Annotated in this window: 14 protein-coding genes and 1 riboswitch; of the genes, 9 read left to right on the top strand and 5 right to left on the bottom strand. The window is 72.4% G+C overall.

Annotated elements, in window-relative coordinates; translation table 11 throughout:
• Positions 1-26 precede the first annotated feature (26 nt).
• Together ACIBAG_RS26815 and ACIBAG_RS26810 are read left to right on the top strand one after the other, a co-directional pair.
• Positions 27-1,154, top strand: a complete 1,128-nt coding sequence (locus ACIBAG_RS26815; RefSeq protein WP_399108210.1) for a sensor histidine kinase — start codon at positions 27-29, stop codon at positions 1,152-1,154.
• Positions 1,151-1,813: a response regulator gene (locus ACIBAG_RS26810; protein ID WP_399108208.1), complete on the top strand. Its 663-nt coding sequence runs from the start codon at positions 1,151-1,153 to the stop codon at positions 1,811-1,813. Before ACIBAG_RS26815 ends, ACIBAG_RS26810 begins: the two co-directional genes overlap by 4 nt.
• 41 nt (positions 1,814-1,854) lie before the next feature.
• Here ACIBAG_RS26810 and chrA read toward each other — a convergent pair whose 3' ends face one another.
• The 5 genes from chrA to ACIBAG_RS26785 all read right to left on the bottom strand — a co-directional run bounded on the left by chrA (position 1,855) and on the right by ACIBAG_RS26785 (position 7,889).
• Positions 1,855-3,066: a chromate efflux transporter gene (gene chrA, locus ACIBAG_RS26805; RefSeq protein WP_399108207.1), complete on the bottom strand. Its 1,212-nt coding sequence runs from the start codon at positions 3,064-3,066 to the stop codon at positions 1,855-1,857.
• Positions 3,067-3,207: 141 nt separating this feature from the next.
• On the bottom strand, positions 3,208-3,627 hold the full coding sequence (locus ACIBAG_RS26800) for a VOC family protein (RefSeq protein ID WP_399108206.1): 420 nt from the start codon (positions 3,625-3,627) through the stop codon (positions 3,208-3,210).
• Complete coding sequence (locus tag ACIBAG_RS26795; protein ID WP_399108205.1) at positions 3,624-4,421, bottom strand: metalloregulator ArsR/SmtB family transcription factor; 798 nt, start codon at positions 4,419-4,421, stop codon at positions 3,624-3,626. The genes ACIBAG_RS26800 and ACIBAG_RS26795 overlap by 4 nt, the downstream gene beginning before the upstream one ends.
• Positions 4,422-4,520: 99 nt before the next feature.
• Positions 4,521-6,359, bottom strand: a complete 1,839-nt coding sequence (locus ACIBAG_RS26790; RefSeq protein WP_399108203.1) for an ABC transporter permease subunit — start codon at positions 6,357-6,359, stop codon at positions 4,521-4,523.
• 6 nt (positions 6,360-6,365) lie between these two features.
• Positions 6,366-7,889, bottom strand: coding sequence for an ABC transporter substrate-binding protein (locus ACIBAG_RS26785; protein ID WP_399108201.1), 1,524 nt, complete (start codon positions 7,887-7,889; stop codon positions 6,366-6,368).
• A gap of 228 nt (positions 7,890-8,117) precedes the next feature.
• Positions 8,118-8,304: riboswitch (cobalamin riboswitch) on the top strand.
• Positions 8,305-8,333: 29 nt separating this feature from the next.
• On the opposite strand from ACIBAG_RS26785, the gene ACIBAG_RS26780 reads away from it, so the two are divergent.
• From ACIBAG_RS26780 to ACIBAG_RS26750, 7 genes are all read left to right on the top strand, one after another.
• Entirely contained in the window at positions 8,334-9,035 is a 702-nt protein-coding gene (locus ACIBAG_RS26780; RefSeq protein ID WP_399108200.1) for an energy-coupling factor ABC transporter permease, read from the top strand.
• Complete coding sequence (locus ACIBAG_RS26775; protein WP_399108198.1) at positions 9,032-9,400, top strand: energy-coupling factor ABC transporter substrate-binding protein; 369 nt, start codon at positions 9,032-9,034, stop codon at positions 9,398-9,400. The genes ACIBAG_RS26780 and ACIBAG_RS26775 overlap by 4 nt, the downstream gene beginning before the upstream one ends.
• A gap of 6 nt (positions 9,401-9,406) precedes the next feature.
• Positions 9,407-10,156 carry a cobalt ECF transporter T component CbiQ gene (gene cbiQ, locus ACIBAG_RS26770; protein WP_399108196.1) on the top strand — a complete coding sequence of 250 codons (750 nt, stop codon included), beginning with the start codon at positions 9,407-9,409 and terminating at the stop codon, positions 10,154-10,156.
• Positions 10,153-11,025, top strand: a complete 873-nt coding sequence (locus ACIBAG_RS26765) for an ATP-binding cassette domain-containing protein (RefSeq protein WP_399108194.1) — start codon at positions 10,153-10,155, stop codon at positions 11,023-11,025. Before cbiQ ends, ACIBAG_RS26765 begins: the two co-directional genes overlap by 4 nt.
• A gap of 145 nt (positions 11,026-11,170) precedes the next feature.
• Positions 11,171-12,598: a rifampin monooxygenase gene (gene rox, locus ACIBAG_RS26760; protein WP_399108192.1), complete on the top strand. Its 1,428-nt coding sequence runs from the start codon at positions 11,171-11,173 to the stop codon at positions 12,596-12,598.
• A gap of 133 nt (positions 12,599-12,731) precedes the next feature.
• Positions 12,732-14,228 carry an APC family permease gene (locus ACIBAG_RS26755; RefSeq protein ID WP_399108190.1) on the top strand — a complete coding sequence of 499 codons (1,497 nt, stop codon included), beginning with the start codon at positions 12,732-12,734 and terminating at the stop codon, positions 14,226-14,228.
• A gap of 2 nt (positions 14,229-14,230) precedes the next feature.
• The gene (locus tag ACIBAG_RS26750; protein WP_399108189.1) at positions 14,231-14,647 is read left to right on the top strand and encodes a universal stress protein; all 417 of its coding nucleotides are present in this window, start codon (positions 14,231-14,233) and stop codon (positions 14,645-14,647) included.
• Positions 14,648-14,693 lie beyond the last annotated feature (46 nt).

Raw genomic sequence — 14,693 nt, 5'->3', positions numbered from 1 at the left:
GGCACCCGTCCGGCTAGGGTGCGCGCATGGACCCAGGGCGTTTTCGTGTCCCGGCCGGTGCCGTGGACTGGGCGATCGCCGTCGGCGTGGCGGCGCTGCTGCTGGGCGCCGGGCTGTCCGGGCAGCACCCGGGCGGACAGCGCGAGCTGCTCGGCTCCGTGCTGCTGGCGGCGGGCGGTCTGGCGCTGCTCGCCCGGCGCAGGGCTCCGCTCGCCGTGCTGGTGGTCACCGGCCTGTGCGCGGTGGGGTACGAGGCGGCGGGTTTCGAGGTGCTCGCGGTCTCGTACCTGGTCGCGGTGTACGGCGCCGTGCGAGCCGGGCACCGGGCCCTCACGGTCGCGGCATCGGTGTCGCTGCTCGTCGCCCTCCCTCTCACGGCCCTGGTCTTCAGCGACGGGCCGGCGCGTGAGGCGTTCGCGCAGTCCCGGAACGTACTCGAAATCGCCTGGCTGATCGCCGCCTTCGCCGCCGGGGAAGCGCTGCGGCAGGCCGAGCAGCGGGCGGAGGAAGCCGAACGCACCCGGGAGGAGACCGCTCGGCGCCGAGCCGACGAGGAGCGGCTGCACATCGCGCGGGAGCTGCACGACTCCCTCACCCACCAGATCTCGGTCATCAAGGTGCAGTCGGAGGTCGCCGTCCACGTGGCCCGCAGACGCGGCGAGCAGGTGCCCGACACGCTGCTGGCGATCCAGGCGGCCGGGCGGGAGGCGACCCGGGAGCTGCGCGCGACCCTGGAGGCCCTGCGCGACGACGACACGGCCCCGCCGCAGAGCCTCGAACACGTACCGGAACTCGTGGAGCGAGCCCGTTCGATCGGCCTGGACGCGACGCTGACGGTCGAAGGGCAGCGGCGCGACGTGCCGGCCGCGGTGGGCCGCACCGCCTACCGCATCGTTCAGGAGGCGCTGACCAACACCGCCCGGCACGCCAGTGCCACCACCGCGACGGTCCGGATCGAACACCGGCCCGACGCGCTGTCCGTCCAGGTCGACGACGACGGCAAGGCCACCCCCGACGACGCCCCGGCCCCGGGCCTCGGGCTGCTCGGCATGCGCGAACGCGTCACCGCCCTCGGCGGCCGGCTGCGCGCCGAACCACGCGCCGAGCACGGCTTCACCGTCCAGGCCGAACTCCCCGTGGAACGAGCATCATGATCCGTGTCCTGCTGGTCGACGACCAGCCGCTCATCCGCAGCGGCTTCCGCGCGCTGCTCGACCTCGAAGACGACATCCAGGTGGTGGCGGAAGCCGCCGACGGCCGAGAGGGTCTGGCGCTCGCCGAGGAGCATCTGCCCGACGTCGCGCTCATCGACATCCGGATGCCGGTCATGGACGGCATCGAGGCGACCCGGCGCATCGCCGCGGACCCCGCCCTGAGCGGCGTGCACGTCGTCATGCTGACCAACTACGGCATGGACGAGTACGTCTTCGAAGCCCTGCGCGCGGGCGCCGCCGGGTTCCTGGTCAAGGACATCGTGCCGGAGGACCTCCTGCACGCCGTACGGGTCGCCGCCCGCGGCGACGCCCTGCTCGCCCCGTCCATCACCCGCAAGCTGATCCACCGATACGTCACCGCGCCCCTCCCCGCCACCACCGGCGCCGCACTGACGGAGCTGACCGGCCGCGAACGCGAGGCGGTCGCGCTGGCCGCCCAGGGCCTGTCCAACGACCAGATCGCCGACCGCATGGTGATCAGCCCGATGACCGCGAAGACCCACATCAACCGGGCCATGACCAAACTCCACGCCCGCGACCGGGCCCAACTCGTGGTCCTCGCCTACGAGTCCGGCCTGGTCACCCCGCGCAACAGCTGACAGCCGGTCAGCGCTCGCCGGCTTCGCGGTGCCGGGACGGGTCAGGTGACCGGCCAGCCCGCCGACGCGGCCACGATCCCGAGCGCCCCGGCTCCCAGCAGGGCGCCCACCACGCCCCGCTTCAGCCCGAGCAGCCAGACGGCCGCTGCGGCCAGCACACCGAACTGCCAGCCATGCCGCAGCACGAGGGCGAGAGGGATCGAGGATCCGGCGATCGCACCGATCACCGCCGGCCCGGCACCGGTGAAGAAGCCCTGCACGGCCGCACTGCCGCGCAGCTGATCGAACCGGGGACCGCCACGGATCACCATCAGGAACGACGGCGCGAAGGCCACCGCGGCGGCCAGCAGCCCGCCACCGAGCCCGGCGGCGGCGTAGCCGACCACGGCCACCGTCTGCACCACCGGCCCAGGGGTGATCTGACCGAGGGCGACCGCGTTGAGGAACTGCCCGTCGCTCATCCAGTGGTACCGGTCCACCGCGTCGGCCTGCATCAGCGGGATGATCACGAAGCCGCCGCCGTAGGACAGCGCCCCGACCTTGAACGCCACCCACGCCAGCGCCCCCAGCCCACCCGCCGCCGGGACCGCGAGGGCGAGCGGCACCGGCCACGCCGCCCTGCCCCCGGGGCGCGGCACGGCGGGGCGGGCGCGCACGCCCATCTCCACCAGTCCGGCGGCCACCAGCACCAGCACCAGCCACGGACCCGCCGACGCGGCCGCCGCGCCGCCTGCCAGCACGTAGCCGACCCACCTCGCCCGCGCCGCAGGTCGATCGCCGGCCCGCTTCCAGCCGGCCGGCACCAGAGCCACCGCCGCCTGCACCGCGACCGCCGCCACCGCGGCCCCTGCCCCGGCGGCCGCGCCGAGCACCCACAGCGGCGGATCGCCGGCCAGGAACAGCGCGGCCAGCGCCAGGATCAGCACCAGCCCCGGCACGATGAAGCACAGCCCGCCGATCAGCGCGCCGGGCGTGCCGCGCAGCCGCCACGCGGTGAAGATCGCCAGCTGAGTGGAGGCCGGCCCCGGCAGGAGATTCGTCGCCGCGATCCCGTCCTCGAACTCCGAGGCCGATATCCATCCCCGGCGCTGGACACACAGCTGCCGGAGCAGTGCGATGTGGGTCGGTGGCCCGCCGAAGCCGGTACAGCCGATCCGGCCCCACTCCCGGGCGATCACACCCAGTCCCACCCGGGGCGGCGCCTCCGGCTCCCGCTCGTCGTCCGGGGCATCGGCCGTCGCCTCGCTGGTCATGCACGGACTCCTTGCCGACGTGCCCGGCACGCCTCTACGACACTGATTTCGGACGACACGGGTGACACCCACGACACGCCGTCGCGGACCGCGAGCACACGGCGGGCCCGCAGCTCGCCGCGGCGGCGTGGGTGGGGGCGGTCAGCGCAGCGCCCGGTCGGGGCCGGCCGGCGCGGTGGGCCGGTGGGCGGGCTGGAACAGCTCGACGAGGTTGCCCGCCGGGTCGGCCAGCAGGATCTGGCGTCCGCCGGGGCCGGAGACGACCTCACTGCGGAAGGAGAGACCGGCGCCGCGCAGCCTGGCGATCTCGGCGTCGAGATCGTCGAAGGTGAGGTGGATACGGTTGCCGCCGGCGACGGCGGCCTCCTTCGGGGTGGCGCGGGCGCCCGAGCTCGCCGGGCCCGACAGCAGCAGCCGCAGCCGGCCACGGACCACGTCGGCGAAGGCCGGGGCGGCGCTGGAGTGCAGTGTGAACCCGAGGTGGGTGGTGTAGAAGTCGGTGGCGGCCTGCACGTCATCGACGAGGTAGCGGACGCTGACGTATTCGTCGTGAGTGGTCATGGCTCGGACCTCGCAACGGTCTCGGAGGTGTTCAGGACCGGCATCAGGTGCCTGATACGGGTGTCTATGTCTGCCGCCGCGCGCTGAAAGGCCGCGTAGTCGGCCTGGCCGGTGTCACCGGCCGCGCCGGGGTCGGCCACGCTCCAGTGGACCCGCCGCGGGCCGAATTCCGGGCAGACCTCGCGGGCCTTGTCGCACAAGGTGATCACGTGGTCGAAGCGGCGGCCGGCCAGGTCGTCCACGTGCTGGGTACGCCGACCGGCGAGGTCGATGCCGAACGACTCGCGCAGCACCCGGACGGCATGAGGATGCAGCCGCGGCTTGGGGCTGGTGCCCGCACTGGCCGCGGTCACGCGGCCGGCGGCGTGGTGGCGCAGCAGGGCTTCCGCGATCGGCGAGCGGGCGCTGTTGCCGGTGCACACGAACAGCACGGCGACCCGGTGGGACCGCGCCCGGGCGAGCGGACGACTGGGCGGTGAGGCGTCCTGGCCCAACGCCGGGTGCAGGGCGGCACCGGCGGCCGCCAGCGCCTCAGCGCAGTGCGCCAGGTCGAGGTGGTAGTAACTGTCCCGACCGTCGAAGCTGCTGCGTCTGGCCGTGACCAGACCGCCGTCACGCAGCAGCCGCAAGTGATACGAGACCAGGTTCTGCGGCTCCCCGACGCGTTCCACCAGTTCACGGACCCGGTAGTCGCCGTCGGCGAGCTCCGTCAGCAGCCGCCAGCGCAGCGGATGCGCGGCCAGCCGGAGGAATTCCGGCGGCGCGACGGCCGCATCCGAGGGTCGGTGTCCCACACCCCGAAGGTACATCAAGCCAGATTGATGCATCAACGGCTATTCACGGCGCGCACCATCCGCCGGCACCGGCCAGTACACGCACCACGGCGGTTCCGCCTACGAGGCGGAGAGAGGCAGAGCAGGCGGCTTCTGCGCGCTTGGCCTGTTCAGGACTCGCCGACCCGCCCGCCGGCGGTCACCCGTGGGTCGGCTCCGTCGCGATGCCGTGCCGGACATGGCGAGGACGGAGAGCAGGACGAGTGCGCAGGCCGGGCCGAGTACGGTCCAGGGCGCCAGTTCCACGTACGGCTGGTTCTCCGACAGCAGGCGACCCCATTCCGCGGTGGGCGGCTGCTCGCCCAGGCCGAGGAAGCCGAGGGAGGCGAGGACGAGGACGGTGGTGGGCAGGCGCAGGAGGGCGTTGCGCAGGACGCCGGGCAGTACGGCGGGCAGGAAGTGGTGGCGCAGCAGATAGCCCGGGCCGGCCCCGAAGGAGAGGGACGCGAGCATGTGGCCGCTGGCCCGTTCCTGTTCGAGCAGGGCCGCGGCCTGGGCGGCGTAGGGGGTCCAGCCGACCAGGCAGACCGCCAGCGCGGCACCCCAGGCCGACGGGCCGGTCACCGCGGTGGTCAGCAGTCCGGCGAGGACCGCCGGCATCGTCGAGACCACTTCCGTCAGGCCCGCCCCGACCTGTGCCGCCATGCCCAGCAGCAGCCCGGTGAGTGTGCAGACCGCGGTCACCGCGAGCGCCACGCCCACCGTCCGCAGCGCCCCGTGGCCCAACCGGGCCAGCAGATCACGGCCGAGCGCGTCCGTGCCCAGCGGGTGCGCGGCCGAGGGCGGGAGCAGTCGGGCCGCGGTGTCCACGTGCAGGGGATCCCTCAGCAGTCCGGCGACGACCATGATGAGCAGGGCAGCGGCACAGGCTCCGGCGGCCCAGCGGGTGAATTGCCCTCGCGGGAGGGCCGGCGGATGCAGGGCGGGCAGGGCGCCGTCCCGCAGGGCGGGGCCGAGCAGCGCGCGGCGCAGGGCCTGGATGAGCAGGCCGGCGGCGGTGCCGAGCAGGACCAGGACCAGGGTCGCGGTCTGCAGGGGCGGGAGGTCCTGGGCGATGGCGGCGTCCAGGGCGAGGCGGCCGAGCCCCGGAATGTTGAAGATCTTCTCCACCGCGACGGCACCGCCGACCAACCCCACGACGGTCGGCAGGAGTTGCGGGAGCACACCGGCCAGCGTGCGCCGCAGCGCGTGCCGGGCGACGTGCCCGGGCGCGAATCCGTAGGCGTGCCAGGTGCGGGCCCACGGTTCGTTGAAGGCGGCGGGCAGCGACTGGTCGAGCAGACCGCCGATCATCGCCCCGGACGGCACGCCGAGGGCGAGCGAGGGCAGCACCATCGACGGCGGCCCTTCCCACCCGCTGGAGGGGAACCAGCCCAGCCACACCCCGCACACGGTGGCGAGAAGTGAGGCGAGCAGGAACTTGGGCAGCGCCGCGAGGACGGCGACACCGATGGCGCCGCTCCCCCGGTGCAGCCGTCTCCGGGAGCCGAGGTACAGGGTGCGGGCGCTGACCAGCGCGGCGACGGCGATGGTGACGACAAGCGCGCCGAGCATCAGCGTGACGGAGACCGCAAAGGCGCTCGTCACCTGGGGCAGGACCGCTTCGCCCGACACCCAGGATGTACCGGCGTCGCCCCGGGGCAGCCCGCCCAGCCAGTGCGCGAGATGCGCGAACGGCCCCTCGTCCAGGCCCAGTTGCTCCCGAACGGCGGCCAGCTGGGCGGGCGTGGGGTTCTGGTCGGCGGAGCGGGCGCGCAGGACGGTCAGTGCGGGGTCGTTGCCGGACAGCCAGGGCAGCAGGGCGACGGCCGTCAGCAGCGCGGCCCCGGCGGCGAGGCGGCCGAGGCCGGCCCGCCATCGGGACGGACCGGTCTCGGTGCCGACCGACGTGACGCTCATCGGCCGCTACTTCAGGTGGGTGTCGACGTCGATCAGGGAGCGCTCACGAGGGTCGAGGAGCACACCCTCGACATCTCTGGCGATGCCCTGGACGACCTTCTCGTGGACTAGCGGCACGACGGCGTCGGTGCGCAGGATCTGCGCCTCGGCGGCCATGATCTTCTGCTGTCGCTTCGTCGTGTCGCCTTCCTCGGCGGCGGACTTGACGGCCTGGTCCACCCTGGCGTCCTTCAGACGGGCGATGTTGTACACACCGTCACTCGTGAAGTCGCTAGCCAGGTAGGCGACGGCGTCGCCGGTGTCGAGGAGCGTCACCCTGGAGAAGACGAGCGCGTCGTACTTGCCGGCGAGGAGGTCGGCCTCCATCTGCGTGTACTCGCGCACGTCCTGCTCGACGGTGAACCCGGCCTTCTCCAGCTGCTGCTGCAGCACGGTGGCGGCCTCGGGGAGTTCGGCGCGGTTGGTGTAGGTGGCCAGGCGCAGGGTCTTGCCCTTCGTCCCCTCCTTGACCTGTGCGGGTGTCGCGGGCTTGGCGCGGCCGGTGACGTCGACGCGCTTGTCGGCCGCCCAGGACACGGCGGGTCCGAACAGGCCCTGCGCGGGGTCGGCGTACCCGCCGAAGACCGAGTCGACGAGCGCGGAACCGTCCACGGCCTCACGCGCTGCCGCGCGCAGCGACGGATCGGTGAACAGGCCGCTGCCGGTGTTGAGGACGAGGCTGTCGGTCCGTACGGACGGCACTTCGTGACGGGTCTTGTCGTCCAGCAGCTTGGCCTGGGCCGTGGGGATCCACTCGGCGATGTCGACGTCGCCGGAGCGCAGGGCGTTGGCGCGGGCGGTGCCGTCGGCTATCCAGGTGACGTCGATGCCGGGCGCCTTGGCCTTGCCGCCCCAGTAGCCGTCGTAACGGTCCAGTGCGGCCTTGGACTTGCCGGTGAGCTTCGTGACCTTGAAAGGGCCGGTTCCGGTGCCGACCGGGCTGACCGCGCCGTCCTTGCCGTACGCCTTGGCGGAGAGGACGGCCAGCGCGGGGCTGGCCAGCCGCAGCGGGAGCACCGGGTCGGCGGCCTTGGTGCTGATGGTGACGGTGTCGGTGTCCTCGGCCTTCGCGGTGAGGGTGACGTCACTGAGGACGCGGGGCTTGGGCGTTGCGGCGTCCGCGTGGTCGAGCGCGTTGACGACGGACTCGGCGGTGACCTGCGTGCCGTCCTGGAAGGTGGCCTTGCGCAGTTCGAAGGTCCAGGTGGTGGGGTTGGTCCGCTTCCAGGACTTCGCCAGCGCGGGAGCTGCGGCGCCGTTCTTGTCCAGGGCGGTGAGGCCTTCGGCGACGGACAGCTTGCTCAGCACGGTGGCGTCGTTGCTGTACGGCGACAGGGCCTGCACGGGCGGAACGGCGAGCGCCACCCTCAGCCGTTGTGTCGATCCACCTCCGGCACTGGTGCCCGGGCCTCCCTCGCCGGCCACGAAACAGCCGGCCAGAAGAGGGCTGAGGGCAAGCACCGCGAGAAGGCCGCGGGAGGTCGTGCGCATGGGGGGTCCTGTCGTGCGGGAGGAAACGCTCTGAATCCCCTGCACGCCGGAGCGAAGGGGCCGCATCAGCATATAAGGCAAGCCTTACTTGATCTAACAGAGTATATGAAATCTCAACCAACGAGACGCGCGCATGGCTCTCCAGGGCGGCCGACGAGATGCGCGCACGGCGCGCGAACGCCACTTTCACGCCCCCGAGGCGCGCTTGTCAGCCACCCTGTGCGGGCACTACTGTCACCACGCCTTGGTGAACGGGAAATCCGGTGTGATGCCGGTGCGGCCCTCGCCACTGTGAATCGGGAAGTCCGGCTCCAGCCCTTGACGGGCAGCCACTGGGTACTTGTGACCCGGGAAGGCGGAGCACGGGCGGTGGTACCCGTCAGCCAGGAGACCGGCCAAGGCGCGTCAACCATCCACGAGGTGCTGGAGAGGGTCTGCTGAGCCATGCACATAGCCGAGGGTTTCCTGCCTCCGGCGCACGCCGTCGCCTGGGGCGTCGCGTCCGCGCCGTTCGTCGTCCACGGAGTCCGTTCACTCACCCGTGAGGTCAGGGAGCACCCCGAGAGCACACTGCTTCTCGGCGCCTCCGGAGCCTTCACGTTCGTCCTGTCCGCGCTGAAGCTGCCCTCCGTCACCGGCAGTTGCTCGCACCCCACCGGCACCGGCCTCGGCGCCATCCTGTTCCGGCCGCCGATCATGGCGGTCCTGGGCACCATCACCCTGCTCTTCCAGGCGCTGCTGCTCGCCCACGGCGGCCTGACCACGCTCGGCGCCAACGTCTTCTCGATGGCGATCGTCGGACCCTGGGCCGGGTACGCGGTCTACAGACTGCTGCGGCGGTACGACGTGCCGCTGATGGTCGCCGTGTTCTTCGGGGCGTTCGTCGCCGACCTGTCCACGTACTGCGTCACCAGCGTCCAGCTGGCGCTCGCCTTCCCCGACCCGAGCAGCGGATTCCTGGGCGCGCTCGGCAAGTTCGGGTCCATCTTCGCCGTCACCCAGCTCCCGCTCGCGGTGAGCGAAGGGCTGCTCACCGTGCTCGTGATGCGGCTGCTGGTGCAGTCCAGCAAGGGTGAACTGACCCGGCTGGGCGTGCTCCTGACCAAGAAGCGGTCCGGGACCGAGACCGAGGCGGTGGCCCGATGAAGAAGAACACGAAGATCAACCTCCTGCTGCTGCTCGTGGTGGCCGCGCTCGCCGTGCTGCCGCTCGCGCTCGGCCTCGGCGACCACAAGAAGGAGCCGTTCACAGGCGCCGACGGCGAGGCAGAGACGGCCATCACCGAGCTCGAGCCGGACTACGAACCGTGGTTCACCCCGCTGTACGAACCGCCGTCCGGTGAGATCGAGTCGGCCCTGTTCTCCCTCCAGGCCGCCCTCGGCGCCGGTGTCCTCGCCTACTACTTCGGCCTGCACCGCGGCCGGCGGCAGGGTGAGCAGCGGGCGCTGGAGCGGGAGCGGGAGAGCGTGCCCAGCGGCACGGCCGGGAAGACCCACCCCGAACAGGACTGACCGCGCGTGCTGCCGATCGACGCGGCGGCGCACAGCAGTCGCTGGCGCCGCCGCCATCCCGTGGACAAGGCGGTGCTCGGGCTCGGCCTCACCGTGCTCGCGATCTCGCTGCCGCCCTGGCCGGGCGCCGCACTGGTCCTGGTCACCGCCCTCGCCGTGCTGCTGGGCCCGGCGGGGGTGCCCGCGCGGCGGCTGTGGCGTGCCTACCGTGTGCCCCTGGGCTTCTGCGTGACCGGAGCGCTCACCCTGCTCGTCCAGGTCGGCGGGCCCGAGGGCTTCGTGTCCCTCGCCGACGACGGTGGGCTGCGGGCCGGGGAACTGCTGCTGCGCACCTCGGCCGCCTCCCTCGGGGTGCTGCTGTTCGCCTTCACCACCCCGATGTCCGACCTGCTGCCCCGCCTGGTGAAGGCCGGCGTGCCCGCGCCCGTCGTGGACGTCGCCCTGGTGACGTACCGCATGAGCTTCCTGCTGCTGGACTCCGTCCGCCGCATCCGGGAGGCCCAGGCCGCCCGGCTCGGGCACACCAGCCGGGCCGCGGAGTGGCGTTCGCTGGCCGGGCTGGGCGCCACCGCGTTCGTGCGGGCCTTCGACCGGGCCACCCGGCTGCAGGCCGGGCTCGCCGGGCGCGGCTACGACGGCACCCTGCGCGTCCTGGTGCCCGAGGCCCGGGTCTCCGTCCGCTTCACGGCCGCGAGTTGCGCGCTCCTCGCAGCGCTGGCCGCCCTCACCCTCGTACTGGAGAAGGCCCTGCCATGAGCGAGCCCACCGCCCTGGTCGCCCTGCGGGGCGCGTCCTACGCCTACGAGGACGGCCCGCTCGTCCTCCGCGACCTCGACTTCGATGTGCACGAGGGGCGCGCGCTGGCGCTGCTCGGCCGCAACGGCACCGGCAAGACCACGCTGATGCGGCTGCTCAGCGGCGGACTCAGGCCGCACGACGGCCGGTTGACGGTCGAGGGTGAGCCGGTCACCTACGACCGCAAGGGGCTGACCCGGCTGCGGACGACCGTCCAGCTGGTGGTGCAGGATCCGGACGACCAGCTCTTCGCGGCATCCGTCGCGCAGGACGTCTCCTTCGGCCCGCTGAACCTCGGTCTGCCCGACGCCGAGGTGCGGGCGCGGGTCGACGAGGCGCTCACCGCGCTGGACATCACCGCGCTGGCCGACCGGCCCACGCACCTGCTGTCGTACGGTCAGCGCAAGCGCACGGCCATCGCGGGCGCCGTCGCGATGCGCCCCCGCGTGCTGATCCTGGACGAGCCGACCGCCGGGCTCGACCCCGACGGCCAGGAACGCCTGCTCGCCACCCTCGACGGGCTGCGCGCGTCCGGCACCACGGTGGTGATGGCCACCCACGACGTCGACCTGGCCCTGCGCTGGGCCGACGAGACGGCCCTCCTCACGCCGACCGGCGTGCGCACCGGTCCCGCGGCCGCGATGCTGTCCCGCACGGAACTCCTGCGGCAGGCGGGGCTGCGGTTGCCGTGGGGCATCGCGGCCGCCCAACTGCTCCGCGCGCACGGCCTGTTGGACGACACGGCAGCAGGTCCACGCGACGCGGAGGAACTGGCGGCACTTGTGGCGGCGCAGTCAGCTCCCGCTCCCGCGATGCCAGCGGACGGCTGACGCGTCCGTGTCCGCGCCGTGCGGAAAAAGGGAAAGGCAAGGAGGTCACTCACTCCTTGCCACTCTCAACGTATAGCGCACTGGGGGCCTTGCGGCAAGGCCCCCTTCGTACCGCAGAATCTCCGGCCGAGGACAGGGGGTTCTGATGATCGACGTGATCGTTGCCGGTGGCGGACCGACCGGTTTGATGCTGGCCTGCGAGCTTCGGCTGCACGGTGTGCGCGTGGTCGTGCTGGAGAGGGACGCGGAGCCGACCAAGGTGGTGCGCGCCCTCGGTCTGCATGTGCGCAGTATCGAGGTGATGGCCCAGCGCGGTCTGCTGGAGCGATTCCTCGCGCATGGCCGGCAGTTCCAGGTGGGCGGGTTCTTCGCCGGCATCACCAAGGGGTGGCCCGACCGGCTGGACACCGCGCACCCGTACGTCCTCGGCATCCCGCAGCCCGTCATCGACCGGCTGCTCGCCGCGCGCGCCACCGAGCTCGGGGCCGAGATCCGGCGTGGCTGTGAACTGGTCGGGCTGAGCCAGGACGACGACGGGGTGAGTGTCGAGCTGGCCGACGGTACGCGGCTGCGCTCGCGTCACCTCGTGGGCTGCGACGGCGGCCGCAGTACGGTGCGCAAGCTGCTCGGCGTCGGCTTTCCCGGCGAGCCCAGCAGGGTGGAGACGCTGATCGGCGAGATGGAGGTGACCGCGGAGCCGGAGACGGTGGCCGCCGTGGTCGCCGAGGTCCGCGAGACCCACAAGCGGTTCGGTCTCGTGCCGTTCGGGGAGGGGGTGTTCCGCGTCGTCGTGCCCGCCGAGGGGGTGGCGCAGGACCGCACGCTCGCGCCGACCCTCGACGAGGTCAGGCAACGGCTGCGGGCTCTGGCCGGCACCGACTTCGGCGTGCACTCGCCGCGCTGGCTGTCCCGCTTCGGCGACGCCACGCGGCAGGCCGAGCGCTACCGGGTCGGCCGGGTGCTGCTGGCCGGCGACGCGGCGCACATCCACCCGCCGACCGGCGGGCAGGGCCTCAACCTGGGCATCCAGGACGCGTTCAACCTCGGCTGGAAACTCGCCGCAGAGGTGAACGGCTGGGCTCCGGAAGGGCTGTTGGACAGCTACCACACCGAGCGGCACCCGGTGGCCGCGGACGTACTGGACAACACCCGCGCGCAGATGCAGCTGATGTCCACCGAGCCGGGTCCCCAGGCGGTGCGCCGACTGCTGTCGGAGCTGATGGACTTCGACGAGGTGAACCGGTACCTGATCGAGAAGATCACGGCGATCGCGGTGCGCTACGACTTCGGTGAGGGACACCAACTGCTCGGCCGGCGGCTGCGGGACGTGGAGCTCGAGCGCGGGCGCCTCTACGCGCTGACGCACAGCGGCCGCGGACTGCTGCTCGACCGGACGGGCCGGCTCTCGGTGGCCGGCTGGGCGGACCGGGTGGACCACGTCGTCGACGTCAGCGAGGAGCTCGACGTGCCCGCGGTGCTGCTGCGCCCGGACGGCCATGTGGCGTGGGCCGGTGCGGACCAGGAGGAGTTGGCCGGCGCGCTGCCCCGGTGGTTCGGCGCCGCTACGGGCTGAGCGCGCGGGTGTGGCCGTCCGTCCGACGTGGGGTGGGCACACGGGTGATACACCCCGCGGCCGGGCGGCAGGGCCCCGGCCGACCCGACGGCTCCCTGTTTGATGAGGTCACCCACGACCGAAGCGAGGGAGCATGGCCGACGGCACCACGGACACCCGCCCGCCGGACGGGCTGAAGGCCGACGCGATCGGGTTCGTCGACGCGCTCGTCATCGGGCTGAACGCCACCTCGCCCGCGTACTCGCTGGCCGCGGCCATCGGCCCGGTCGTGGCCCTCGTGGGCGTCTACGCACCCGGCGTCATGCTCGCGTCGTTCGTCCCGATGCTGCTGATCGCGTCCGCGTTCTACTACCTCAACAGGGTCGACCAGGACTGCGGGACGACCTTCTCGTGGGTCACCCGGGCGATGGGCCCGTGGGCGGGATGGCTCGGCGGGTGGGCCATCACGATGACCGGAGTCCTGGTGATCGGTTCCCTGGCGGATGTCGCGGTGACGTTCGCCCTGCTGGCCTTCGGTCTCGACGGCTGGGTCGACAACGAGTTCCTGCGTGAACTGCTCACGGTGCTGCTCATCCTGGTGATGACGGCCGTGTGCGTCATCGGCACGGAGGTGTCGGCCCGGGTACAGGACATCCTCATCCTGGCGCAGGTCGCCTGCCTGCTCGCCTTCGCCGTGGTGGCGCTGTACCGGGTCTACGCCGGCACCGGCACGCTCGACTCCGTCGACCCGTCGGTCAGCTGGCTGGACCCGTTCGGGGCCGGAGGTGCCGAACTGACCGCGGGTCTGCTGCTGGGCGTGTTCATCTACTGGGGCTGGGAATCGGCGGTCAACCTCACCGAGGAGGTCGAGGACTCCGCCACCGCGCCCGGCAGGGCGGCCGTGTGGTCGACGGTCGTCCTGCTGGTGACGTATGTGTCGGTCGCCTACGCGGTCGTGGCCTACGCCGGACCCGAGTACCTCGCCGAGAACGCCGGGGAGGAGGAGTTCGTCTTCGCGCTGCTCGCCGGGGAGGCGATGGGCGGCTGGGACTGGGTCGTGCTGCTGGCGGTCTCGACGTCCGGACTGGCGTCGACACAGACGACGATCATCCCCGCGTCCCGTACGGCGCTGTCCATGGCACGCCGTCACGCACTGCCGGCCCACTTCGCCCACATCCACCCCCGGTTCCGCACACCCGACGTGAGTACGTGGTGGGTCGCCGGCATCGCCATCGCCTGGTACCTGGCCGTCCGCCGGATCAGCGAGAACGCCCTCTTCGACTCGCTGACCGCGCTGTCCCTGCTGATCGCGTTCTACTACGCGCTCACCGGCGTCGCGTGCGCGGTCTACTACCGCCGCCATCTCACCGAGAGCCTGCACCACTTCGTCCTCATCGGCCTGGGTCCCCTGGTCGGCGCCGGACTGCTGCTCTGGCTGCTGGTCGAGTCGGTCGGTGACATGTCCGACGCCGCGAACTCCTACAGCGGCGTCTCGTGGTTCGGGCTCGGCCCTCCGCTGGTCATCGGTATCGGCATCGCCCTGGTGGGCGTGGTCCTGATGGTCGTGCGACGGCTGACGGCACCCGTCTTCTGGTCGGAGCGCCCGAAGGTGGCCGACCCCGGTCTGGTCCACGGCGGCAAGGAGCGCTGAAGATGTCGGTCGTTGTCGGATACGACGGGTCCCCGGGCGCGGTCCGCGCACTGCGCGTGGCCATCGAGGTGTCGGCCGCGTTCGGGGAGCCCCTCGTGCTGGTCTACGGCGCGGCGGCACCGGGCGCCCTCGGCGAGGAGTACGCCGCGCACCGCGACGCCGTCCAGGAGGCCGGGCGTTCCGCGCTCGCGCACGCGGTCGAAGTGGCCGACGAGGCCGGCGTGCGCACGACCGTGGAGGTCGTCGACCGGAAACCGGCGGATGCGCTCATCGACGCCGCGACGCGCCATGCGGCCAGGTTCATCGTGGTCGGCAGCTGGGGCGAGAGCCCTCTTCGCGGTGCCCTGCTGGGTTCCACGCCCCACAAACTGCTGCATCTGTCACGCACCCCGGTGCTGTGCGTGCCCACCGAACCCTGAGTACGCCTGCGCGCACCACGACCCGTCGTTCTCGACGGCAACTGCG

Origin of the sequence: Streptomyces sp. NPDC051243, assembly GCF_044455405.1 — a bacterium.
Lineage (GTDB): Bacteria > Actinomycetota > Actinomycetes > Streptomycetales > Streptomycetaceae > Streptomyces.
Note: the sequence above shows the minus strand (reverse complement) of the source record. Positions and strands in the feature narration are given on the sequence as shown.

Excerpts from the sequence above, each read along its gene's own strand:
- ACIBAG_RS26815 (WP_399108210.1), top strand. The coding sequence starts at position 27 with ATGGACCCAGGGCGTTTTCGTGTCCCGGCCGGTGCCGTGGACTGGGCG.
- ACIBAG_RS26810 (WP_399108208.1), top strand. The coding sequence starts at position 1,151 with ATGATCCGTGTCCTGCTGGTCGACGACCAGCCGCTCATCCGCAGCGGC.
- chrA (WP_399108207.1), bottom strand. The coding sequence starts at position 3,066 with ATGACCAGCGAGGCGACGGCCGATGCCCCGGACGACGAGCGGGAGCCG.
- ACIBAG_RS26800 (WP_399108206.1), bottom strand. The coding sequence starts at position 3,627 with ATGACCACTCACGACGAATACGTCAGCGTCCGCTACCTCGTCGATGAC.
- ACIBAG_RS26790 (WP_399108203.1), bottom strand. The coding sequence starts at position 6,359 with ATGAGCGTCACGTCGGTCGGCACCGAGACCGGTCCGTCCCGATGGCGG.
- ACIBAG_RS26785 (WP_399108201.1), bottom strand. The coding sequence starts at position 7,889 with ATGCGCACGACCTCCCGCGGCCTTCTCGCGGTGCTTGCCCTCAGCCCT.
- ACIBAG_RS26780 (WP_399108200.1), top strand. The coding sequence starts at position 8,334 with ATGCACATAGCCGAGGGTTTCCTGCCTCCGGCGCACGCCGTCGCCTGG.
- ACIBAG_RS26775 (WP_399108198.1), top strand. The coding sequence starts at position 9,032 with ATGAAGAAGAACACGAAGATCAACCTCCTGCTGCTGCTCGTGGTGGCC.
- ACIBAG_RS26765 (WP_399108194.1), top strand. The coding sequence starts at position 10,153 with ATGAGCGAGCCCACCGCCCTGGTCGCCCTGCGGGGCGCGTCCTACGCC.
- rox (WP_399108192.1), top strand. The coding sequence starts at position 11,171 with ATGATCGACGTGATCGTTGCCGGTGGCGGACCGACCGGTTTGATGCTG.
- ACIBAG_RS26755 (WP_399108190.1), top strand. The coding sequence starts at position 12,732 with ATGGCCGACGGCACCACGGACACCCGCCCGCCGGACGGGCTGAAGGCC.
- ACIBAG_RS26750 (WP_399108189.1), top strand. The coding sequence starts at position 14,231 with ATGTCGGTCGTTGTCGGATACGACGGGTCCCCGGGCGCGGTCCGCGCA.